Source organism: Acinetobacter pengchengensis (assembly GCF_982235305.1).
Window position 1 is genome coordinate 942,241 of the sequence record NZ_CEVATJ010000001.1, and the last position, 21,219, is coordinate 963,459.

At 41.1% G+C, this 21,219-nt stretch carries 19 protein-coding genes; 13 read left to right on the forward strand and 6 right to left on the reverse strand.

The window, feature by feature from the left end; all coding sequences use genetic code 11:
• The first annotated feature begins 131 nt into the window (after positions 1-131).
• The 4 genes from AC0T5Z_RS04575 to serC all read left to right on the forward strand — a co-directional run bounded on the left by AC0T5Z_RS04575 (position 132) and on the right by serC (position 5,893).
• Entirely contained in the window at positions 132-791 is a 660-nt protein-coding gene (locus AC0T5Z_RS04575; RefSeq protein ID WP_435336759.1) for a hypothetical protein, read from the forward strand.
• Between the two features lie 320 nt (positions 792-1,111).
• Positions 1,112-4,114, forward strand: coding sequence for a DNA gyrase subunit A (gene gyrA / locus AC0T5Z_RS04580; protein WP_435336760.1), 3,003 nt, complete (start codon positions 1,112-1,114; stop codon positions 4,112-4,114).
• A gap of 89 nt (positions 4,115-4,203) precedes the next feature.
• On the forward strand, positions 4,204-4,641 hold the full coding sequence (locus AC0T5Z_RS04585; protein WP_291335516.1) for a DUF3887 domain-containing protein: 438 nt from the start codon (positions 4,204-4,206) through the stop codon (positions 4,639-4,641).
• 172 nt (positions 4,642-4,813) lie between these two features.
• Complete coding sequence (gene serC / locus AC0T5Z_RS04590) at positions 4,814-5,893, forward strand: 3-phosphoserine/phosphohydroxythreonine transaminase (protein ID WP_291335426.1); 1,080 nt, start codon at positions 4,814-4,816, stop codon at positions 5,891-5,893.
• A gap of 92 nt (positions 5,894-5,985) precedes the next feature.
• On the opposite strand, the gene AC0T5Z_RS04595 is transcribed toward serC, so the two are convergent.
• Both AC0T5Z_RS04595 and AC0T5Z_RS04600 read right to left on the reverse strand, forming a co-directional pair.
• Positions 5,986-6,126: a hypothetical protein gene (locus AC0T5Z_RS04595; RefSeq protein WP_435336761.1), complete on the reverse strand. Its 141-nt coding sequence runs from the start codon at positions 6,124-6,126 to the stop codon at positions 5,986-5,988.
• Positions 6,127-6,607: 481 nt separating this feature from the next.
• The gene (locus AC0T5Z_RS04600; RefSeq protein ID WP_291335423.1) at positions 6,608-7,540 is read right to left on the reverse strand and encodes a hypothetical protein; all 933 of its coding nucleotides are present in this window, start codon (positions 7,538-7,540) and stop codon (positions 6,608-6,610) included.
• Between the two features lie 239 nt (positions 7,541-7,779).
• Here AC0T5Z_RS04600 and AC0T5Z_RS04605 point away from each other — a divergent pair, with 239 nt between their 5' ends.
• Together AC0T5Z_RS04605 and AC0T5Z_RS04610 are read left to right on the forward strand one after the other, a co-directional pair.
• A complete protein-coding gene (locus AC0T5Z_RS04605) occupies positions 7,780-8,247 on the forward strand; it encodes a YaiI/YqxD family protein (protein ID WP_291335422.1) in 468 nt (155 codons plus the stop codon).
• Positions 8,248-8,259: 12 nt separating this feature from the next.
• Complete coding sequence (locus AC0T5Z_RS04610) at positions 8,260-9,171, forward strand: DMT family transporter (RefSeq protein ID WP_291335420.1); 912 nt, start codon at positions 8,260-8,262, stop codon at positions 9,169-9,171.
• Positions 9,172-9,244: 73 nt separating this feature from the next.
• On the opposite strand, the gene AC0T5Z_RS04615 is transcribed toward AC0T5Z_RS04610, so the two are convergent.
• Positions 9,245-9,808, reverse strand: coding sequence for a PilZ domain-containing protein (locus AC0T5Z_RS04615; RefSeq protein WP_291335418.1), 564 nt, complete (start codon positions 9,806-9,808; stop codon positions 9,245-9,247).
• Between the two features lie 26 nt (positions 9,809-9,834).
• Between AC0T5Z_RS04615 and AC0T5Z_RS04620 the strand changes: the two genes are divergently transcribed.
• The 3 genes from AC0T5Z_RS04620 to AC0T5Z_RS04630 all read left to right on the forward strand — a co-directional run bounded on the left by AC0T5Z_RS04620 (position 9,835) and on the right by AC0T5Z_RS04630 (position 14,317).
• On the forward strand, positions 9,835-11,070 hold the full coding sequence (locus AC0T5Z_RS04620; RefSeq protein WP_026438219.1) for a lipoprotein-releasing ABC transporter permease subunit: 1,236 nt from the start codon (positions 9,835-9,837) through the stop codon (positions 11,068-11,070).
• Positions 11,063-11,746, forward strand: coding sequence for a lipoprotein-releasing ABC transporter ATP-binding protein LolD (gene lolD / locus AC0T5Z_RS04625; protein ID WP_291335415.1), 684 nt, complete (start codon positions 11,063-11,065; stop codon positions 11,744-11,746). The genes AC0T5Z_RS04620 and lolD overlap by 8 nt, the downstream gene beginning before the upstream one ends.
• Positions 11,747-11,881: 135 nt before the next feature.
• Positions 11,882-14,317, forward strand: a complete 2,436-nt coding sequence (locus AC0T5Z_RS04630; protein ID WP_317097471.1) for a DNA internalization-related competence protein ComEC/Rec2 — start codon at positions 11,882-11,884, stop codon at positions 14,315-14,317.
• On the opposite strand, the gene AC0T5Z_RS04635 is transcribed toward AC0T5Z_RS04630, so the two are convergent.
• Positions 14,274-15,272, reverse strand: a complete 999-nt coding sequence (locus AC0T5Z_RS04635) for a lysophospholipid acyltransferase family protein (protein ID WP_435336762.1) — start codon at positions 15,270-15,272, stop codon at positions 14,274-14,276. The two genes, AC0T5Z_RS04630 and AC0T5Z_RS04635, sit on opposite strands and share 44 nt — an antisense overlap.
• A 127-nt stretch (positions 15,273-15,399) precedes the next feature.
• On the opposite strand from AC0T5Z_RS04635, the gene sppA reads away from it, so the two are divergent.
• Positions 15,400-16,422, forward strand: a complete 1,023-nt coding sequence (gene sppA / locus AC0T5Z_RS04640) for a signal peptide peptidase SppA (protein ID WP_317097473.1) — start codon at positions 15,400-15,402, stop codon at positions 16,420-16,422.
• Positions 16,419-17,237 carry an alpha/beta fold hydrolase gene (locus AC0T5Z_RS04645; protein WP_435336763.1) on the forward strand — a complete coding sequence of 273 codons (819 nt, stop codon included), beginning with the start codon at positions 16,419-16,421 and terminating at the stop codon, positions 17,235-17,237. Before sppA ends, AC0T5Z_RS04645 begins: the two co-directional genes overlap by 4 nt.
• A gap of 90 nt (positions 17,238-17,327) precedes the next feature.
• On the opposite strand, the gene purN is transcribed toward AC0T5Z_RS04645, so the two are convergent.
• Together purN and purM are read right to left on the reverse strand one after the other, a co-directional pair.
• Positions 17,328-17,957, reverse strand: coding sequence for a phosphoribosylglycinamide formyltransferase (gene purN, locus AC0T5Z_RS04650; protein WP_435336764.1), 630 nt, complete (start codon positions 17,955-17,957; stop codon positions 17,328-17,330).
• A 10-nt stretch (positions 17,958-17,967) separates the two neighbouring features.
• Positions 17,968-19,038 (reverse strand): phosphoribosylformylglycinamidine cyclo-ligase, encoded by a 1,071-nt coding sequence (gene purM, locus AC0T5Z_RS04655; RefSeq protein WP_291335404.1) that lies wholly within the window; start codon positions 19,036-19,038, stop codon positions 17,968-17,970.
• Between the two features lie 134 nt (positions 19,039-19,172).
• Between purM and cxpE the strand changes: the two genes are divergently transcribed.
• Together cxpE and AC0T5Z_RS04665 are read left to right on the forward strand one after the other, a co-directional pair.
• Positions 19,173-20,393 carry a chloramphenicol efflux transporter CxpE gene (cxpE, locus tag AC0T5Z_RS04660; RefSeq protein WP_435336765.1) on the forward strand — a complete coding sequence of 407 codons (1,221 nt, stop codon included), beginning with the start codon at positions 19,173-19,175 and terminating at the stop codon, positions 20,391-20,393.
• A 14-nt stretch (positions 20,394-20,407) separates the two neighbouring features.
• Positions 20,408-21,112, forward strand: a complete 705-nt coding sequence (locus AC0T5Z_RS04665; protein WP_435336766.1) for a DnaA regulatory inactivator Hda — start codon at positions 20,408-20,410, stop codon at positions 21,110-21,112.
• Positions 21,113-21,219 lie beyond the last annotated feature (107 nt).

The window sequence follows — 21,219 nt, forward strand, 5'->3', positions numbered from 1 at the left end:
GCTTTACTGTTTTGTCCAAGGGCGTTTTTTTTATGCAAAAATTTTAAAAATACTCTACAGTCGAAACTAGAGTATTTCATTTGCATGAAAAGTGATAAAATCCCGGTTTGCTTTTTCTCCTGTTTTTAATCATGTCCTTTTCCAAAGCCGCCCATATCCTGTTTATTAGTTTTTTGCTGATTGCGCTTTATCTGGGTATTTGTATTCATACTGCCCTGAATGCACCAGCTTCGGTAACTCAGTATTTATTTAGTGAATCAGGCGCTTTTCAAGTCATGAGTCCATGGTTATGGTACTTGCTGGCAGTGCTGTGTTTGCTTAATGTTGAAATCAAACCTAATACCCGAGTGTTTACGGCTATAGCAGCGACATTGTTGGGATTACGGGAAATGGATTTCCATAAGCAGGTGTTTGAAATGAGTTTTATCAAAACTAATTTCTATCGCAGTGCTGAAATTCCGCTCATGGATAAGCTGCTCGGATTTATTTTATTGCTCGGCATTATTTTTGTCTTTCTGGTACTGGCGAAAAAGCTGGTTCAAACCATACGAAGCATGAAGAATTCTTTGAATATTGCACATTTTTTTATCTTCCTCACCATTGCCTGTGGCGGACTAAGCAAGGTGCTGGATCGCACGACCTCAACCCTGAAAGATGAATTCGGCATCCAGTTGGTGCCGCATACTCAAATCATGATTATGACCATTGAGGAAGGGGTGGAGATGTTATTGCCAGTTTTATTGATTGTGGCTGTGCTGAGCTATCGTAAAGTACTGAACCAGGCACAATAAAAATATAGAAAAAACGATGAAGATGCGCCAGTTGATTGGCGCATTTTGTTTTTGTACTCCTGTATTTCTCAAAATTTTGAGTATTGAAAAATCCTGTCTGGATGCACTGATTTTCTGTTTTGAAATAACAAGAAAATGATCACTAAAATGAAGATAATTAACAAGGTTAAGCTGAATATTTCGACACAAAAATACAAGTGTTTATGCTATAATTTAGGGCTGTATTTTAGTTTTTAACTCAGTCGTTTGAGTTAATGATTTTGCTAGTTTTACGACATATAAATACAAGCCAAAATTGGCTTGTAGAATAAGGAGTATGCATGAGCGTATCGGAAATTAGACCGATTGCCATTGAGGATGAACTTAAAAGCTCATATCTCGATTATGCGATGAGCGTGATTGTGTCACGTGCATTGCCCGATGTACGAGATGGTTTAAAACCTGTTCATCGTCGTGTGCTTTTCGCAATGCACGAATTAGGCAATGACTATAACAAAGCTTATAAAAAGTCTGCACGTGTAGTCGGTGACGTCATCGGTAAATATCACCCGCATGGTGATTCTGCCGTATACGAAACCATTGTACGTATGGCGCAAGATTTCAGCTTGCGTTACCAATTGGTTGATGGTCAAGGTAACTTCGGTTCGGTCGATGGCGATAGCGCAGCAGCCATGCGTTATACCGAAGTGCGTATGCGTAAACTGACCCACGAACTGTTAGCGGATCTTGAAAAAGATACCGTCGAGTGGGAAGACAACTACGATGGCTCTGAGCGTATTCCTCAAGTAATGCCAACTCGTATTCCAAACCTATTGGTCAATGGTGCTGCAGGTATTGCGGTGGGTATGGCGACCAATATGGCACCGCATAACATGACTGAAGTGGTGCATGCATGTTTGGCTTATGCAGACAACCCAAATATTTCAATTGAAGGGCTAATGGAACATATTACTGGTCCAGACTTCCCTACAGGTGGCATCATCTACGGTAAATCAGGCATTGTCGATGCTTACCGTACAGGTAAAGGCCGTTTGCATATTCGTGGCAAGTATCATTTTGAAGAAGATCAAAAGTCTGGTCGTACCACCATCGTCTTTACTGAAATCCCTTATCAGGTCAATAAAGCCAAAACTATTGAGCGTATTGCTGAACTGGTAAAAGAGAAGAAACTCGAAGGTATTTCAGAACTACGTGATGAGTCTGATAAAGAAGGGATGCGTATTGCAATTGATCTGAAGCGTGGTGAAAACGCTGAAGTGATTGTGAATAACCTATTCTTGAATACACAATTAGAAAACTCATTCAGCATCAACATGGTTTGCCTAGACAATGGTCAGCCAAAATTGATGAATCTGAAGGATATTATTGCGGCATTTATTCGTCACCGCCAAGAAGTGGTGACCCGCCGTACCATGTTCGAGTTGCGTAAAGCACGTGAACGTGGGCACATTTTAGAAGGCTTAACCGTCGCGTTGGCCAATATTGATGCCATCATCGAAACCATTAAATCTTCTGCCAACCCAGCCGAAGCGCGTGAGCGTTTACAGGTAGGCGAATGGGCAGCAGGCGGTGTAGTCGCATTATTAGAAAAAGCTGGTTCAGTTTCTGTACGTCCAGACGAAATTGAAGGTGAAGATCCTAACCGCCCATTTGGTTTAGATGGTCAGGTGTATCGTTTATCACCTGCGCAAGTGACCGCAATTTTAGAATTACGTTTGCATCGTTTAACAGGTCTAGAACAAGACAAATTACATGCAGAATATTCTGAAATTTTGGCACAAATTGCTGAATTAACTGCAATTTTGAATGACTTTAATTTATTGATGGGCGTGATTCGTGAAGAATTGGCGCAAGTTTTACAGCAATATGGCGATGCACGTCGTACTGAAATTGTAGAATCTCGCATTGATTTCTCGCGTGAAGATTTAATCCCAGAAGAACAAGTGGTACTGACAGTATCACAAACAGGTTATGCAAAAACCCAACCATTGTCAGATTACGCAGCACAGCGTCGTGGTGGTCGTGGTAAATCTGCAACGTCGATGAAAGAAGACGATTATGTGCAGCATTTAATTGTGACTTCTAACCACGCAACGGTGTTGTGCTTTACCGATGTGGGTAAAGTGTACCGTCTGAAAGTGTTTGAAGTGCCGCAAGCATCGCGTGGTGCTAAAGGTCGTCCAATGGTGAACTTGTTGCCGTTAGAAGCTAATGAAACCATCACTGCAATTTTACCTGTCATTGATGCACCGAAGAAATTTACTGAGCGTTTGGCAGACTTCCGTAGCTATGTGAAAGCCAATGCGGCACATCTGCAAACTAATGCTATCATTGCCGCACATTATGCAGAATTAGAAGCAGCATTTGCTGAATTAGCAGATGGTGATGATTTATCTGACGCATTACGTGTGCAATTGAAACAATTGGGTGTAGAGCTTTCTGCAACCGATTTAGATGATGAGATCATTGCAGAGTTTGCATCACAAGCTGAAGCCTTGCGTAAAAATTTCTATGTCTTTATGGCAACGGCATCAGGTACAGTGAAACGTGTTGAATTGGAGCAATTCAGTAATGTGCGCTCGAATGGTTTACGTGCTATTGAATTGAATGAAGAAGATACTTTAATTGGTGTGGCGATTACCGATGGCGAACAGCAAATTATGTTGTTCTCCAATGAAGGTAAAGCGATTCGTTTTGCTGAAACCGATGTACGTTCAATGGGTCGTGCAGCCAAAGGTGTACGCGGTATGCGTGTTAGCTTCGGTTCAGCGCAAGTCGAAGATGTTGAAGATGCAGAAGTAGATAGTGATGATGAAGACAGTTCAGATTCAGCATTGATCAGCCGTATTGTATCACTAGTCGTAGTACCAGAAACAGGCGAAGTTTTGTGTGCTTCGGCGAATGGTTATGGTAAGCGTACACCTGTAGATGACTTCCCAACCAAAAAACGTGGTGGTAAAGGTGTGATTGCCATTAAGACCTCTGAACGTAACGGTGAATTGGTCGGTGCAGTTGCGATTGATGAAAGCAAAGAGCTGATGTTGATCTCTGATGGCGGTACATTAGTACGTACTCGCGCTTCTGAAGTGGCACAAACAGGTCGTAATGCACAAGGTGTACGTTTAATCCGCTTGGGTGAAAACGAAACACTGGTGGGTGTAGAAGCGATTGAAGCTGTGGAAGAAGAGGATGATTTACTGGACGAAGAGCTAAATGCAGAATCTTCAGAAACTCCTGCCGCGGCTGATGTGCAAGCCGAAGATGCACCAATAGAAGATAATCAAACTGATGCTGCTTCAGGTGATCAAAATTCAACTGACTAAAGTGTGAGTGCAAGATACTCGCATTGCATGAATTAAGGACGCTTCGGCGTCCTTCTTCTTATACTGCATAAATGGAAGTAAACATGACCATGAAAATACAATGTGCAATATGCGCTACAATTTTAAGTTTAGCAGGCTGTAGTCGGGTACAAGACAATGTACCTGAACCGACAGCAGCACAACAACAGGTTGCATTTGCAGCATATACCGAGCTGAAAGAGGGGCAATACGAGCAATTTTTGACGCATTTAGAACCTGAGTTACAACAGTATTTTCAGGATAATCAGCGGGTCATGAAAAAATTCTCCAGTGCAATTCCTAAAGATGCAGAGCGTTCCCGCACTTTGATGACCAAGAAAATTGAGCAGCAAGCGAATCACAGACAGCAATACAAAGTCAGCTATGAAATTGCCTATCCTAAAAACTTGGTGCAATACGATGTCAGTTTTGATGAGGGAACAAATGCGCTAACCGCAACGAATCAACCTAAAATTCGGAATTTAAATATTCAGGTATTTGGTGAGTAAGCTAGCTCATTCTGCATAACTGATGTCGAAATGCACATTGTGCAAAAAATGATTAAAGATTGATTTTATGACTGCATCTGCCACTTGGCATTGAAATAATTTTATGCAAGTCAGGTCAAGATGTGGTTAAATGCCATCATTTTATTGTGTTTCACATAGATAAGGAAAAATCATGCGCGCGTACAATTTCTGTGCTGGTCCTGCTGCATTACCTACAGCCGTTTTAGAAAAAGCCCAAGCTGAAATGCTAGATTGGCATGGCAAGGGACTTTCCATTATGGAAATGAGCCATCGTAGCAAAGACTATGTGGCAGTTGCAGAAAAGGCAGAAGCAGATTTACGCACTTTAATGAATATTCCTGATAATTACAAAGTATTGTTCTTGCAAGGTGGTGCATCGCTACAATTTTCTGCAATTCCATTGAATTTATTGGGTAAAAACAATAAGGCAGATTATATTCATACTGGTATTTGGTCTGAAAAAGCTTTAAAAGAAGCACAGCGCTATGGCGATATTCATGTCGTTGAAGCAGGTATTCAGATTGAAGGTAAGCATGCCATTAGTGAACAAAGCCAATGGAACTTATCTCGCGATGCTGCCTATGTGCATTATGCAGATAATGAAACCATTGGTGGTTTACAGTTTGCCAATATTCCTGAAACGGACAAGCCGTTGGTATGTGATTTCTCGTCAAGCATTTTATCTGCGCCTTTAGATGTCTCTAAATTTGGTCTGATTTATGCAGGTGCGCAAAAAAATATTGGCCCAGCAGGCTTAACCATCGTGATTGTACGCGAAGATTTACTTGATCAAGCCAAGCCTGAAATTCCAAGCATTTTGAAATATTCAGCACAGGCGAAAAACGATTCAATGGTGAATACGCCTGCAACTTATGCATGGTATTTGTCTGGTTTAGTATTTGAGTGGTTATTGCAAAATGGTGGTGTAGATGCGATTCATCAAGCTAACCTAGATAAAGCGAAACTGTTATACGGTTATATCGATTCAAGCGATTTCTACGCGAATCCAATTTATAGCGCAAACCGTTCAATTATGAACGTTCCGTTTACTTTGGCTGATGCTGCACTGGAAAAACTATTCTTGCAAGAAGCTGAGGACAATCGTTTGTTGAACTTGGCAGGCCACCGTTCTGTAGGCGGTATGCGCGCAAGTATTTATAATGCAGTGCCATTAGAAGGCGTACAAGCTTTGGTTAACTTTATGGATGACTTTGCAAAACGTCACGGTTAATCGAAAGTAGTGAAAGCAAAAACCCAGCTGAATTAGCTGGGTTTTTTATAGAAATCGGTGAGACGACATAGAGGCTTGCGAATGAGTAAAACTCAGAACACAAAATAGTGTAAGCCGTAGGCGGAGAGCAGCATGCCTAATGCAAAAAATAGACAAGACATCGGCTCGAGCTGATAGCGTTGTTCAAGTTGATGTTCAACATGTTGTAAGTTTTCTTCTTGCACGATTTTCATAGATATTATTTTCCGATGATCTATTTATCGTTAAATATTTAAATAAGGCTATATTTTTAGCATAAAAAATTGATTAAATAAAGTACTAATTTTATTTTAAATATAATATCAAGCAATAATAAATTAATTTTGTGCTGATTTTCAAAATCTGCGCCATTCAAGGCTTTCAGATTATCTACGGTATTGGGCTGAGATGTTTAGTTTTTAAAAACTTATCCACATATTCGATTTAAAATATGGCTGATTTTGAATTTATAATAAATTTAAAACTGTGGGTAACTGCGTTTTTTGAATTTAAAATGCTTAAATAACCATCAATATATCCACAATATCAATAGTCGTGTTTCATAAACAAAAAACTGATCATAAGCCATCAGTAAAATAAGTGTTGAAAGTTCCTTCTCCCTAGGGAGAAGGTTAGGATGAGGGGGGTGAATATAAGTTTATTCGTTTGATAGCATTTTTAATATTTTTTTATAAACTACTGTTTTATATTATGAATGTTGGCTTGTATCCAAATGTTGCCACGAATGTATTGTCCAATTTCAAAGTTTTGATGCGCAGGATTTCTAGTTGCAAGACGAATTAAAATCGCAGGCTGATTTTCATCATGAATTAGGGTGACATCATAAACGGAATAGGCTTGGTTCATGAATTCAAAACTGGTTTTACCAACAACATTGCCTTGAAACCATGCTTCATCTTCCTGACCGATATTTTCACCGTATAAATATGCGACCATTTTAGAAAAATCCACCGTTACGGGTGCTTTATCATCTTCAGACTTAGGTTGCCATGCATCAATTTGTTCTTGCAGGTTGGCAGGAGCAACACCATCATTGGCCGCTAAAATATCATTCAGCGCACGGTGATGTTTAATTGAAGCAGGATCATCGACTACCAATTGCTCACCTTCAGTGACAGCTTCTAGTTCATACGCCCATGCGTTTAAGTTCATCCAATAGCTTTGATCTTTTTGGTAATGTTGATGGTTGACACTGTATAAACTATCAAAAGCATAGACAATGCTATTGTTACCTAAATTGAGTCGAAGCACCGCTTGAGTATTAGATTTGCAACTAATGATACGTTCAATTTTAGCTTCAACTTTGTAAGGGCTTTCAAAACAAGGGAAGGCAGTTTTTACAGCTTGCGGTTTGTTATTTTCAACTGCAATCACTTGCGTCAATTGAATAGATTGTTTGCTTGGGCCTTGAATTAGCCAGGTGCTTTGATCCATTTCTGCTTCATGACGGCATAAACCCATTGGCATAATTGGTGCATCTAGAGCCAGCCCTAACCATTTTGGAACTTCGGTGCAGGGTTCATCCGTGAGTAAATTCCAATGTTCAACATGGCTGCCGAAGTTCTGATCTTCAATGTGGATGATTTCTGGTCTATTCTGATTGTTCATAAGCACTTTGAGATGTTAGGTTCTTTTGTTTACTCTTAGATCGAGGGTTATTTCGATTTTTCAAGTCTTTGGCTAAAATTTCATGTTTTGCCATTGCATTTGCACAAGTTGTGCATAGCGATACAGCAGAAACAAAATCACATTCATCTACACTTTAACATGCAATTCTGAGCATTTTAAACATACTGCAATTTAATGAGTTTGATACACTAGTCGCATATTATTATCAGGGTTGCACAGTGCTGCCATTTAAACTTTGGGTTGATGCTGATGCATTGCCTAAAATTCTAAGAGAAGTCATTTTACGTGCTTCAGATCGTTATCAACTTGAAGTCACTTTTGTTGCCAATCAATCCGTGGGGATTACGCCTTCGGTACGGATTAACTCTATTCAAGTCATGCATGGTGCCGATGCTGCTGATCAGGAAATTGTAGATCGCATGAAGGAACACGATATTGTGATCACGCAGGATATTCCATTGGCAGCACAAGTGATTGAAAAGGGTGGAATTGCGATTCATCCGCGTGGTGAAATTTATACAGTTGCCAATGTGAAAGCGCGTCTGCATTTGCGTGATTTTATGGATACGTTGCGTGGCGCAGGCGTACAAACAGGCGGGCCAGCGCCTATTTCAGAACGTGATAAACGCGAATTTTCAAGTAGCTTAGACCAAACCATTCAAAAGCAAAAACGTAAAACCGTTTAATACGAGTCGTGTATGCCTTCTAAAACCAATATTATGATGACTTATGCCTTATTGGTTTTCATTTGGGCAACGACGCCTTTAGCAATTGTTTGGAGCGTGTCAGATTTACACATGCTTTGGGCTTTGGTGCTGCGTTTTTTCATTGCTTTGCCTTTAGCTATTATTTTACTGCTGCTGTTAAAAGTGAAATTTCCAAATCATCTACAAGCGTGGCATAGTTATTTGGCAGGTTCATTTAGTTTGATTGGGTCGCAAATTTTCACCTACATTGCCACCGCTTATTTAAGTTCAGGTATTATCGCCCTGATGTTTGGTCTAACTCCTATTATGGCGGGGTTGATTGGTCGTTTTGTGTTTCAGTTGCATTTGGCACGTATTCAATGGATCGGGATGACAGTGTCCATTTTGGGGCTTGGTATTATCTGCTTTGGCGGCGAAACTCAGCACGTGCACCCTCTGGGTATTATTTTAATGTTGTTTAGTGTACTGACCTACACCATGTCTATTTTCTGGGTGAAAAAAGTCAATACACAGGTTGAACCTGTAGCACAGGCAACTGGCTCAATTTTGGTGTCGACCATTGCGGCTTTATGTATTGTGCCATTTATTTGGTCATATGTGCCGACTAGCTTGCCAAGTCTTAAATCTATCGCAGCTTTGCTCTATACCGTGATCATGGCTTCTTTGATTGCGATGTTCTGTTATTTTAAATTGGTACAGAATATTCAGGCGACCACTTTATCTTTAACCACCGTGATGACGCCGATGATTGCCTTGTTGATTGGTGCGCTACTAAATCAAGAGGCTTTGTCGGTCATGGTCTTTGTGGGCGCTTTGGTTTTATTGTTAGGCTTGGTGCTGTATTTTTATCGTGATCTTAAAGCGAGTCGGACATTGGCACAAAAAATCAAAACACCACCTTAACGTGATGCAAAGATGTTGTTATCCATGTGATTTCACATGCGCAAGCGAGCTGAATAGTTTGATTCTATCTAGATTACGCTTGTTTTATAGCAACGGCTTCTGCAAGTTTGACGCGGTCTTGTGGGTGTAAAGTAATAAAATATGCCCCGGTACGATACTGCCCATTTTCTTCTTCACGGCTATAAACCACTTGCGCGGTTGCAGCGATGTGAAAAAAGTTTTCAGGATGGCTGATCGTGACATGAATATAACTGCCAGTGTTTAATTCATGTACACTATAAAAACTTAAACCACTTTCTGAAAAATTGACCTGTTCAGGGATAGGTAACATGCTTTGTACAATTGCATCATATAAAGACCCTGTAATAAGGTTTAATTTTTGGTTGAATAAGGATAAGATTCGAGCAATTTGTTGATCTTTTTCAGTTAATTGTTCTAATTCGTAGTTTAATGCATGATCAAATTGATCTAATTCTGCAAGTAGTAGAAAATAACGCGGTAAAACAAAATTAGCATCGTAAGGGTCGTTCAGCGCAACATCGTCAGAAATGATCTGGTAATTGATTCTCAGCGCAGCATCAATTCGTGACATGACACGACGTTCAGACGCGACGCTTTGATGCTGTAAATTTTCCATAATGTATTACCTCGGACTTTGATGGTATGTTTAAACCAATCTCGCTATATATAGGGTTGAGATATACGCGTGCTCGGCGCAGTAACCACTTTATTTCTTTTATTGCCTTAGTTTCGATGATCGGTCTAACTTTGGGTGTTGCCGTCCTCATTACCGTACTTTCGGTGATGAATGGTTTTGATCGCGAATTAAAAAATCGTGTCTTGGGTATGATACCTCAAGCCACTGTTTCATCAACGCAAATTTTAACAAATTGGCCAGAACTTGCAACGAAAGTTGAGCAACATAAGCATGTTGTTGGTGCTGCGCCATTCACGCAATTGCAAGGCATGTTGACCGCACAAGGGCAAGTGTCGGGCATTATGGTCACGGGAATTGAACCCGAATACGAAAAGAAAGTATCGATTATTCAAAACCACATGGTTGCAGGCAGTATCGACAATCTGAAAAAGGGCGAATTTGGTATTGTTTTGGGTAAACAAATGACCGATGCCTTGGGGTTGGGCTTAAATGACAGCATCACCTTGGTTTTACCTGAAGCGACGCCATCACCTGCAGGAGTTGTACCGCGTTTTAAACGCTTTAAAGTAGTTGGTATTTTTAGTATTGGTGCAGAAGTTGATTCAATGATGGGATATATCGCCCTGAATGATGCTTCGACTTTGCTGCGTTTACCCGATGGTGCGCAAGGTGTACGTCTAAAACTGGATGATATTTTTGCTGCACCACAAGTATCTCGAGATATTGTGCAAGAGTTACCTGCTAACTTTTATGCTTCAGACTGGACGTATACTCACGGCAACTTGTTTAGCGCCATCCAAATGGAAAAGGCGATGGTGAGCCTATTGTTATTCCTGATTGTTTTGGTGGCTGCATTTAATATTGTGTCGTCTTTGGTGATGGTCGTGACCGATAAAAAATCAGATATTGCGATTTTAAGAACCTTGGGCGCATCACCAAGCACGATTACCAAAATTTTTATGGTGCAAGGTACGGTCATTGGGGTTATTGGTACAGTTTCAGGTGCAATTTTGGGAATTATTTTTGCGTCCAGTATTAGTGGTTTTATTGCATGGTTGAACAATGCATTAGGGCTAAATTTATTTGATGCTTACTTTATCAACTACTTACCTTCATATTTAAGATGGCAAGATGTGGTGGTGATTGTGAGCTTGTCGTTAATTTTAAGTTTTTTGGCGACCATTTACCCTGCGTTACGTGCCGCGAAAATTCAACCAGCAGAGGCATTGCGTTATGAGTAATATTGTTCTGGAAGCCAAGCAAGTTTCTAAACACTTTACCGATGGCAAAACCACTGTTGAAGTGATTCGAGGTTTAGATTTACAAGTTCAGCAAGGACAGTTTGTATCGATTGTTGGAGCAAGTGGTTCGGGTAAAAGTACCTTGTTGCATGTTTTGGGTGGCTTAGACCGCCCAAGTACAGGCGAAGTATTTTTAAATGGGCAGCGTTTTGACAAATTAGGCGAAGCTGAGCGTGGTTATTTGCGTAATCAATACCTCGGTTTTGTTTATCAGTTTCACCATTTATTGCCTGAGTTTAGTGCGCTTGAAAATGTCGCGATGCCGTTAATGTTACGTACGGGCACAAATTATAAAGAAGTGAAGGCACAGGCTGAGTATCTGCTTGAGCGTGTCGGTTTATCGCATCGTTTAACCCACAAACCAGGTGAGCTTTCTGGGGGAGAACGTCAGCGAGTCGCATTGGCACGTGCGTTGGTAGCGAAACCCGCACTCATGCTTGCCGATGAACCGACTGGAAACTTGGACCGTAAAACTGCAGTTAAAATTTTTGAATTGCTGCGTGAATTACGCAGTGAATTTAACATGGCCATGCTGATTGTGACCCATGATGAGGAGTTGGCAAAATCTGCCGATACAATATTGCACATGCAAGATGGTATTTGGGTAGATGCTTAGTGGCAGCGTAGTTTGTAAACACATGCAAAATTGACTGCGTTTACAATAGCAATTGCTGGAATAAGATTGTTTTGTTGAAGCCCACTTCGGTGGGCTTTATGATACATGTTAATAAAAATAATAAGTCTAATATTCATGCTGCAATTGATGGGATTGGCTTGGGTGATTGGGATCGCCTGTGTCGGAATACGTTCTTCTTCTTTTCCAATAGATCTTCTGACTGCCATGCCTAGCGCAATGGTTTTACTAGTTCTATGCTGTGCCGTCGCGCAGTATTTGTTGCAAGCTCGCATATCTTCAATTTATTGGAAATGCTTGAATGTTGGTGTAGCAGGTGTTTTGAGTTTTGCTCTCGGTTTGATCTATGCCGATACGCAGATGCAGCAGCGTTTACAATGGCGCGAGCAAAAACCTGAATTTACCGAAGTTGTAGTTTATGTCAGACAGTTAAATCAACTCAATGACAACGGCATTTCACAAGCGGTTGAAGTGTTAAACCGACATCCTCAAACCGTGACATGGTTAGCGACTTTAGCTCAGACTCAAGTAGATCATGGGCAAAATTTAGAACTTGGACACTATTACAAATTAAGTGGAAAAATCCGCCCTCCACATAGTTATGCCACAGCAGGTGCATTTGATGTAGAGCGATGGTATTTACAACAAAATATCATGAGTGGTTTTCGGGTGGAGCAGGTTCAGCCCATCCCGTCAGAACAAATCTATGCCATGGGCTTTACACAACATTGGCGTGCCCAACAGACGCTATGGGCAAAATTTCGTTTATGGATTGAACAGCAGCGTTATCAAATTCGAGCGTTTATTCAGCAGCAACCTTTGCAGCATCAAGGTTTAATTCTTGCATTACTCACAGGAGACAAAAGCTTATTAGATGCAGAAACCGAAGCGCAGTTTCAGCGTTTTGGAATTAGTCACTTATTGGCAATTTCAGGACCGCATGTGCTGATTTTTGCAGGCATGCTCTGTTGGGCGTTGCATCAGCTGATTAGCCATTACCGTCCGCATTGGTATTTGTGGATGCCTAAACAATACTTGTTGCTGTTGCCATTTTTAAGTTGTGTATTGCTGTATACAGCCTTTGTCGGTTTTGAAATTCCTGCTTTAAGAACCTTGCTCATGTGCAGTCTAGTTACAGCAATGTTGGTGATGAAGCAGAAGCTTCAAGGCTTTGCCTTGCTGATCTATAGTGCTGCCTTATTGCTATGGTTTGATCCTTTAAGTGTGCTGTCTGCTGCTTTTTGGCTGTCGTATGGTGCGTGTTTTATTCTGCTGCGTATTTATCAGAGCTTGGGTGCGCAACCACGCATAGACCTGAATCGTGTGCAGCAACTGAAACATGCCAGCAAAATTCTAATCGAATCGCAATGGAAAATTTTTATTGCCTTATTTCCTTTGGTGATTGTGTTTTTTAAACAAGTGGCGTGGATTGCACCGCTGAGCAATATTATTGCAATTCCATTGATTGGTATGCTGATTGTGCCTTTAGATATTTTGGCAGGAATTTGTTTTTTTATTTTTGAACCCTTGGCTTCAATGCTGTTCCAATTAAATGATCTGGTCTTGGCTTTATTAAGCTTGATTTTTCAGGGGATGGAAACGATTTTTGCACCACGCTTACACACTTTGTCGATGTCTTTAGCGGTATATGGCTGTCTGTGTCTAGGCTTATTTCTGCTATTTTTACCACGAGCGGTATTACCTAAAACTTGGGCTATCTTGTGTTTTGTTCCACTAGTTGTGGTAGATAGCCAACGGCAACCATTTGAATTGACTGTACTGGATGTAGGGCAGGGGCAAGCGCTGTTTTTACGTTCAGGTCATTACAACATGATGATTGATGTGGGTGGTTCTTATAATGAAAGTAAGTTTAGTATAGGACAGCAAATTTTACGCCCATTTTTAGCGGTAAATGGTATCAAGCAACTGGATCAGGTGGTTTTAAGCCATTTAGACCAAGACCACAGCGGAGCATTTCCTTATCTACAAAATGAAATCAAGATTCAGCATGTCTTTGCCAATCAGGCAGTAGATGTGAGTGCAAAGACCAAATTCGATTTGTGTCAGCAAGGGCAGCAGTGGTCTTTACCGCATCAGGTACAGATACAGGTTTTATCTCCCAAATTGAGTCAATTACCCTATGCCGCACATCAACAAAATGAGTTGTCATGTGTACTGTATATTTCAGTGCCATCCGCACAGCCTTATCAGCATTTTTTAGTGATGGGCGATGCAGGTTGGGCAACTGAATATCAGTTATTGCAGCAATACCCTGATTTAAAAGTGGATGTGTTAATTTTGGGGCATCATGGGAGTAAGCACAGCTCTGCCTACGATTTTTTAGCACATTTTAAACCTAAATTAGCCGTGGCATCTGCGGGTTTTGATAATCGTTATGGACATCCTAGTCCTTTAGTGCAGCAACGCTTGGCTGCGCTAAATATACCTTTCATCAACACCATACAACAGGGCAGCGTACGTTTTTCTGTAGATGCACAACAGCGTATGCTTATACAGCCGTATCGGCAGCAGAAGTTGTGGTTGCAGCGTTAGCTAGGTTATGTACGTTATGTACTTGAGTGCGTATAGCCTGCACGTCAGCCAAAGCTTCTTGTACAGGTTTATGATAGACCCCGCGTAAATCTGGATGGGCTTTGTAGCGTTTATAACTCCAGTGATAATGCGCAGGATAACGACGGATCAAGTTTTCGATGGCATTGTGAATGATCGCTGTTCCTGCATTGGCATCACACTGATATATCTGTTCATCTACCGCTTCGATATACATATCAAAGCCTTGATCTGTATTTCTTAACGCATATAAGAACAAGGCCTTTGCTTTGGTTTTCTGAATCAGTTTGGCGCTTAAATTACTCGATTCCAACGGAATACCAAAAAAAGGAATCATCTCACCACCTACATTTGGGGTATGGTCTGGCAAAATGACAGTGGTTCCGCCTTGTTTAAGTGCTTTAAAAATTTGACGTACCCCAGATTCATCTGTCGGAACCAAATGTGCCTGTTCACGACTCCGTGCTTGGCGCACAAAATCATCAGCCGCTGGATTTTTTACAGGTTTATACATGATGGTCATTTGCGTATATTGAGCGATCCATGTATTCATAATTTCCCAAGTGCCAAAATGCGGCACAATCAAGACCAAACCCTTTTGCGCAGCCAGTGCTTCTTGTAATAGTTCTAAACCATGTACCTGATGAATTCTTTGAATATTTTTTTGATTGCTTGATCCCCAAATATGAAAAAACTCAAAGTAAGAGGTCAGTTCGTTACGAATTGCTTGTTGGGTAATTTGTTCGCGTTGTTGCGAATTCAGCTCAGGAAGTGCAATTTGTAGATTAAGGTCAATGGTTTGAGAGGTCTTACTCAAATGCAGTGTATTGACCAAAAAAGCTAAAGATTTTGCAAAAAAACGCGCAACAGTTAGAGGTTGTCGACTGACAAAATTCAGCAAGCGCGATAAAGCCGTTGTTGGTGCGGGTTGAGTCATAACGACAGCATCAATGGATAGAAAAGATAAAGATATAAAATATTATAGGAGAAAATACAGGCTTTAGACAGTTTTTGCCAATTCCGTGTATATAATGGAGCAAATTTACTATTTTTTGGATCGTTTCATGTCCGATTGGCCACCAAAACCACAAAATGAATCACATCAAATATCTCCACAAGCCCAGCAGCCAACAGGCAATGAGTGGAAACTATTAGAAAAAGCTGTTTTGGCTTCAGTTGAAGAACAACGTCGTGCACGTCGTTGGGGAATTTTCTTTAAGTTTTTAACTTTTGCTTATGTGTTTTTACTGTTGGTGATTATGGGCAAAGGGTGCAGTACAACGACCACGAATACATCGGCAGCGGGTCCACATATCGCGGTGGTGGATATTGTCGGAACAATTGCATCTGACAAGCAAAGTGTGAATAGTAATGACACCATAAAGTCACTGAAAAAGGCCTATGAAAATAGCAACAGTCAGGCGGTGGTGCTAAATATTAATTCTCCGGGTGGCTCACCTGTGCAGTCCGATGAAATCTGGCAAGAAATTCAATATTTGAAAAAGCAGCATCAGGGTAAGAAACTCTATGCTGTGATTGGTGATACTGGTGCTTCTGGTGCGTATTACATTGCTTCCGCTGCAGATGAAATTATTGTCAATCCATCAAGTTTGGTGGGTTCAATTGGCGTAATTATGCCAAATTATGGTCTGAGCGGTTTAATGCAGAAGATGGGTGTAGAAGATCGCACCATGACTTCAGGTGAAAATAAAGCTTTATTGTCCATGACACAACCGGTTGATCCTGCACAGAGAAAACACGTGCAAGCCGTATTGGATAATGTGCATGGTCACTTTATTCAAGCAGTGAAAGACGGACGTGGTGCAAAACTGAAATCAAAAGACCCTGCGATTTTCTCAGGTCTGTTCTGGACAGGTGAGCAAGCTGTGACTTTAGGCATTGCCGATAAGGTGGGCAGTTTAAATAGCCTGAAGCGTGATCTAAACCTAGATAAAACAGTGAACTATACCATTGAATACAATCCTTTAGACTCTGTGTTAGGTCGTATGGGTGCAGCAGTGGGAGAGGGTTTTGCCACTTCTTTATCTCAATACATTCAGACTGAACAAAACGCGAAATTACAATGAAACCACTTATACATTTTGCGCATGCCAATGGCGTGCCATCGAAGGTTTATCAAAAACTGTTTGATTTACTCAAAGATGACTACGATGTGATTTATGTCCCTATGTTGGGGCCAGATAAGCGTTATCCTATTGATAATCATTGGCATAGCTTAACCCAACAAGTGATTGATAGTATTGTACGTCAAGCACAGGGGCGTAAAGTAATTGCATTGGGGCATTCTTTAGGTGCAGTTTTGTCTTTTAAAGCCTCGTTACAACGCCCTGAATTATTTGAACAGGTGATCATGCTCGATCCACCTTTAATTATGGGCAAAGCATCAGTGTTTTTACATTTTGCTAAAATGTTTAAGCTTAAAGCAGTAGATCAACTGTCGCCTGCGTCTTTGTCTTTGCGCCGTCGTGATCATTGGGAAAGTCGTGAGCAAGCAGCAAACTTACTGCGTCCGAAAGGTTTTTATCAAGATTTTGATGCCGACTGTTTTCAGGCTTATATCGAGCATGCTTTGACAGATGATCATGTGCGAGGCGGAGTACAATTGACGATTCCAAAAATGGACGAAGTTAATATTTTTAGAACCAATCCATCGCTTTGGTGGTTGCCGCAAGCACAATTGCAAGTGCCGACAGAATTGATAATTGCAAAACAAGGGCCGTTCTTAAAAGCAGGTTTCCCACAAATTGCCGCCAAGAAATTCAACATTGTTTATCAGGTGGTTGAGGGAGGACATATGTTCCCTTTAGAAAAGCCTGAAGCTACGGTGCAGCTGATTAAAGATTTGATTCAGGCACAGCAGAGCAAAACTACTTCTGTTTGATTCAGTCTGAACAAATGGATAGAGCATAAAAACGCCTGATCAACAGGCGTTTTTTTTCGTATATATCAAAAGCTATATACTAAAGAATATTTAAAAATGGCAAAACTGCACAGGTTGTTGTATCAGTTGCTGGCGGTACTTCACGCCTTGCGCAGTGTGCTGAATGGTTCCGTTACAAATCCATTCAACCACTTGCGGATAAATCAAATGCTCCAACACATGCACACGGTTCGCCAAGCTTTCGGCATCATCATGGATATTTACTTGCAACACACCTTGTGCAAGTGCCTGACCTGCATCTAATTCAGCAGTAACATAATGCACAGTACAGCCATGTAAGGTATCGCCAGTATTGAGCACACGTTGATGAGTGTGCATGCCTTTATAATGCGGCAAGAGTGAAGGATGAATGTTGAGCATTTTACCTTCCCAAGCTTGTACAAATTGGGCACTTAAAATACGCATAAAGCCCGCAAGCACTACCAAATCAACATCCCAATCAAGTAATTGTTGATGCATGACGTCATCAAATAATTCACGATTCGGATATTGTTTGTGCTCAATCACGGCAGTTTGAATCCCTGCTTGTTGAGCGCGTTGTAAAGCATAGGCATCAGGCTTATTGGAAATAACCCCAACAATTTGCCCTGAAAGATTGGCATCTATCAGGGCTTGTAAGTTACTTCCGCTGCCTGAAACGAGGACAGCTATTTTGATCATCTGAGTCAAATCATGCAAAAATTACGCGAATTTTTTCATCTGCGCCTTCAACAGATTCAGCGTTATCTTGAATACGACCCATCACCCACGCTTTTTCGCCAAGGCTGTTGAGGAGCTCTACTGTTTTGTCTGCATCGTTGGCATCTACAGCGACAACCATACCAACACCACAGTTAAAGGTACGATACATTTCAAACTGTTCTACACCGCCTTCACGTTGTAATAATTTGAACAGTTCTGGCCATTCCCAAGATGATTCGTCAATCACTGCTTGCGCACCATTTGGCAATACACGTGGTAAGTTACCTGGTAAACCGCCACCTGTAATGTGCGCCATAGCATGTACATCAACTTGTTTACACAGTTCAAGCATCGATTTAACATAAATGCGAGTTGGTTCCATCGCAACGTCAGCCAGTGGACGACCATCAACCAGTTGAGTTAAATCAACATTTTTTACGTCTAAAATTTTACGAAGTAAAGAGTAACCATTTGAGTGTGCACCTGAAGATGCTACACCAATTAGAACGTCGCCAGCTTTTACTTTAGAGCCATCAATAATTTTGCTTTGCTCAACCACGCCCACACAGAAGCCTGCAAGATCGTAATCCTCACCTTCATACATGCCTGGCATTTCTGCAGTTTCACCACCAACAAGCGCACAGCCTGCAAGCTCACAGCCTTTACCAATTCCTGTTACAACATTGGCTGCAACGTCTACATTTAAGTGACCTGTTGCATAGTAGTCTAAGAAGAATAAAGGTTCAGCACCGCACACCAGCAAGTCATTTACACACATTGCCACCAAATCTTGACCAATTGTGTCATGGCGGTTTAGGTTCAACGCTAAACGTAATTTAGTTCCTACACCGTCTGTGCCAGATACGAGCACAGGTTCTTCATAACCTTTCGGAATTTTACAAAGTGCGCCAAAGCCGCCTAATCCACCCATCACTTCAGGACGAGTCGTGCGTTTAGCGACAGATTTGATACGATCGACTAACGCGTCGCCCGCTTCAATATCGACACCAGCATCTTTATAGCTTAAACCAGTGGTTGGGTTAGAAGTTGAGTTGCTCATAATGAAGTCTCCGCATTCGCGGGACGATTATACCTGAATATACGAAACTCTTATGTTATTTATGCGCTAAAATGCTATCTTTATTCAAATATTTTAACTTCTATAACGAATAAACTGAAAAAAGGCGAATTTCTATGGTCGATCGTACCTTACGTCGCATTTTTATCCTGTCTGGGATAGTTCTGCTCCTTTGGGTGCTGTACTTATTAAAACCAGTTGTCATTCCTTTTGTCGTTGCATTTTTCATGGCTTATTTATTTAGCCCATTGGTTGAACAATTTTGCAAAGTCGGTTTGCCACGTTGGCTGTCTATCAGTTTAGTTTTTATTGGGATTGGCATCGCGCTGACCTTGGCTGTTTGGTACATCATTCCTTTGGTTTGGAAACAGTTGATTATTGCACGTGACAGCATTCCTGTTGGTATTAATTGGATCAATTCGACCTTCTTGCCGTGGGTATCGGCTACTTTCAATATTGAAGAAATGGAAATTGATACTACGCACATGAGCAGTATAGTCATGGATTATGTGCAAACCAATTATAGCGCTGATAGTATTCAAGCCATGTTATTGCGTGTCGCACAGTCTGGTTTGAATTTTATTCAAATTGGTGGCACCGTGGTGCTGATTCCAATTATTGCTTTCTATTTCCTACTCGACTGGCAGCGTATGCTGGACAGTCTACGTCGCTTAATTCCGCGTCCTTATGAGCAAAGTACTTTGGCTGTGGTACAAGAATGTCACAGTGTTCTAGGTGCTTTCGTTAAAGGTCAGTTTTTGGTGATGATCTTGTTGGGCGTGGTTTATGCGACTGGATTGCAACTGATTGGTTTAGAAGTCGGCTTAATTATTGGAATGATTGCCGGACTTGCCAGTATTATTCCGTATTTAGGTTTTGCTGTAGGGATTGTTGCAGCAATCATTGCCACTTTCTTACAATTTGGCATTGACTGGATGCAATTGGTTTTAGTCTTCGTGGTCTTTATGATTGGACAGGCAGTGGAAGGCTATATTCTACAGCCATTTTTATTGGGTGATAAAATCGGACTTTCTCCAGTCGCAGTGGTGTTTGCAGTTTTAGCGGGTGCACAACTGGCTGGATTCATGGGTATGTTGATTGCTTTACCTGTGGCTGCGGTGATTGTGGTGTTGCTGCGTCATTTGCGTGATTATTACGAAAAAAGCTACTTGTATGGACAGCCTGTGGTGGTGTCTGAAGATGCAATGTCGGGTGACATCAGTATTGATACAGCACAAGTTCATATTGATATTGAGCTTGATCCTCCGTCCGCAAATTCACAGCAACAGACTGAAAACTCAAGTAAGATAAAACCTTCAGATCAGCAAAACTACTAGGTGATTACAATTCTATGCGCCAACTGCAGTTAGATATCGAGCCTCAATTAGATGCACGGATCAGTGATTTTTCTGGGCCAGGTTGGGGGCATGTGATTGATGCAGTTCGACAGCTTCATGCAGGATTGGTTAATCGCTTTTATGTTTATGGTGGTGCGGGCACAGGCAAAAGTCATTTATTGTCCGCGATTTGCGATTCCTATTTAGAAATTGGAAAATCTGCCATTAAAGTATCTTTACTTGAATTATTGGATGCCCCCACTGAAGCGATTACCTCTTTAGATCGTTATGATTTGGTCGCGTTAGATGATATTGAGGCGATTAGTGGTGTCCCGCATTGGCAACGTGCGGTGTTTCACTTAATCAATTACAGCAATGAAGTTGGTGGTCAGTTGGTGTTTTCATCACGTTTTGCACCCATTGAATTAAAGCTCGAATTGCCCGATTTACAATCACGTTTGACGCAGGCAGTGAGTGTCAAAGTGCCTTCAGGCAGTTTGTATGCAGATCGACAAGCTTTAGTGAGTTCCGTGTTAGAGCGTCGCAGTATTATTATCGATCCGCAAATTATCGATTATTTATTGTTGCACGGTCCACAGCAGACCTCGATTTTGCTGCAAAGCCTTGAGCAGTTGGTGCAATTACTTAAAGGAGAGAAAACGAAATTAAGTGGCGCAAACCTGCGTCAGATTTATGCTTTAATTGACGAATATCGGTAAAGATTAAAATTGCTTGAGAATTTGAGCAAGTTATGCCAAATTACACGGAAAATAATTCGAAGTTGCAGGGAATTTGCAACTAAAGAAGAAAAAAAACAAAGAAAATT

Bases quoted from the DNA above. Each gene is read 5' to 3' on its own strand.
- AC0T5Z_RS04575 (WP_435336759.1), top strand. From the start codon at position 132: ATGTCCTTTTCCAAAGCCGCCCATATCCTGTTTATTAGTTTTTTGCTG.
- gyrA (WP_435336760.1), top strand. From the start codon at position 1,112: ATGAGCGTATCGGAAATTAGACCGATTGCCATTGAGGATGAACTTAAA.
- AC0T5Z_RS04585 (WP_291335516.1), top strand. From the start codon at position 4,204: ATGAAAATACAATGTGCAATATGCGCTACAATTTTAAGTTTAGCAGGC.
- serC (WP_291335426.1), top strand. From the start codon at position 4,814: ATGCGCGCGTACAATTTCTGTGCTGGTCCTGCTGCATTACCTACAGCC.
- AC0T5Z_RS04595 (WP_435336761.1), bottom strand. From the start codon at position 6,126: ATGAAAATCGTGCAAGAAGAAAACTTACAACATGTTGAACATCAACTT.
- AC0T5Z_RS04600 (WP_291335423.1), bottom strand. From the start codon at position 7,540: ATGAACAATCAGAATAGACCAGAAATCATCCACATTGAAGATCAGAAC.
- AC0T5Z_RS04610 (WP_291335420.1), top strand. From the start codon at position 8,260: ATGCCTTCTAAAACCAATATTATGATGACTTATGCCTTATTGGTTTTC.
- AC0T5Z_RS04615 (WP_291335418.1), bottom strand. From the start codon at position 9,808: ATGGAAAATTTACAGCATCAAAGCGTCGCGTCTGAACGTCGTGTCATG.
- AC0T5Z_RS04620 (WP_026438219.1), top strand. From the start codon at position 9,835: ATGTTTAAACCAATCTCGCTATATATAGGGTTGAGATATACGCGTGCT.
- lolD (WP_291335415.1), top strand. From the start codon at position 11,063: ATGAGTAATATTGTTCTGGAAGCCAAGCAAGTTTCTAAACACTTTACC.
- AC0T5Z_RS04630 (WP_317097471.1), top strand. From the start codon at position 11,882: ATGCTGCAATTGATGGGATTGGCTTGGGTGATTGGGATCGCCTGTGTC.
- AC0T5Z_RS04635 (WP_435336762.1), bottom strand. From the start codon at position 15,272: ATGACTCAACCCGCACCAACAACGGCTTTATCGCGCTTGCTGAATTTT.
- sppA (WP_317097473.1), top strand. From the start codon at position 15,400: ATGTCCGATTGGCCACCAAAACCACAAAATGAATCACATCAAATATCT.
- AC0T5Z_RS04645 (WP_435336763.1), top strand. From the start codon at position 16,419: ATGAAACCACTTATACATTTTGCGCATGCCAATGGCGTGCCATCGAAG.
- purN (WP_435336764.1), bottom strand. From the start codon at position 17,957: ATGATCAAAATAGCTGTCCTCGTTTCAGGCAGCGGAAGTAACTTACAA.
- purM (WP_291335404.1), bottom strand. From the start codon at position 19,038: ATGAGCAACTCAACTTCTAACCCAACCACTGGTTTAAGCTATAAAGAT.
- cxpE (WP_435336765.1), top strand. From the start codon at position 19,173: ATGGTCGATCGTACCTTACGTCGCATTTTTATCCTGTCTGGGATAGTT.
- AC0T5Z_RS04665 (WP_435336766.1), top strand. From the start codon at position 20,408: ATGCGCCAACTGCAGTTAGATATCGAGCCTCAATTAGATGCACGGATC.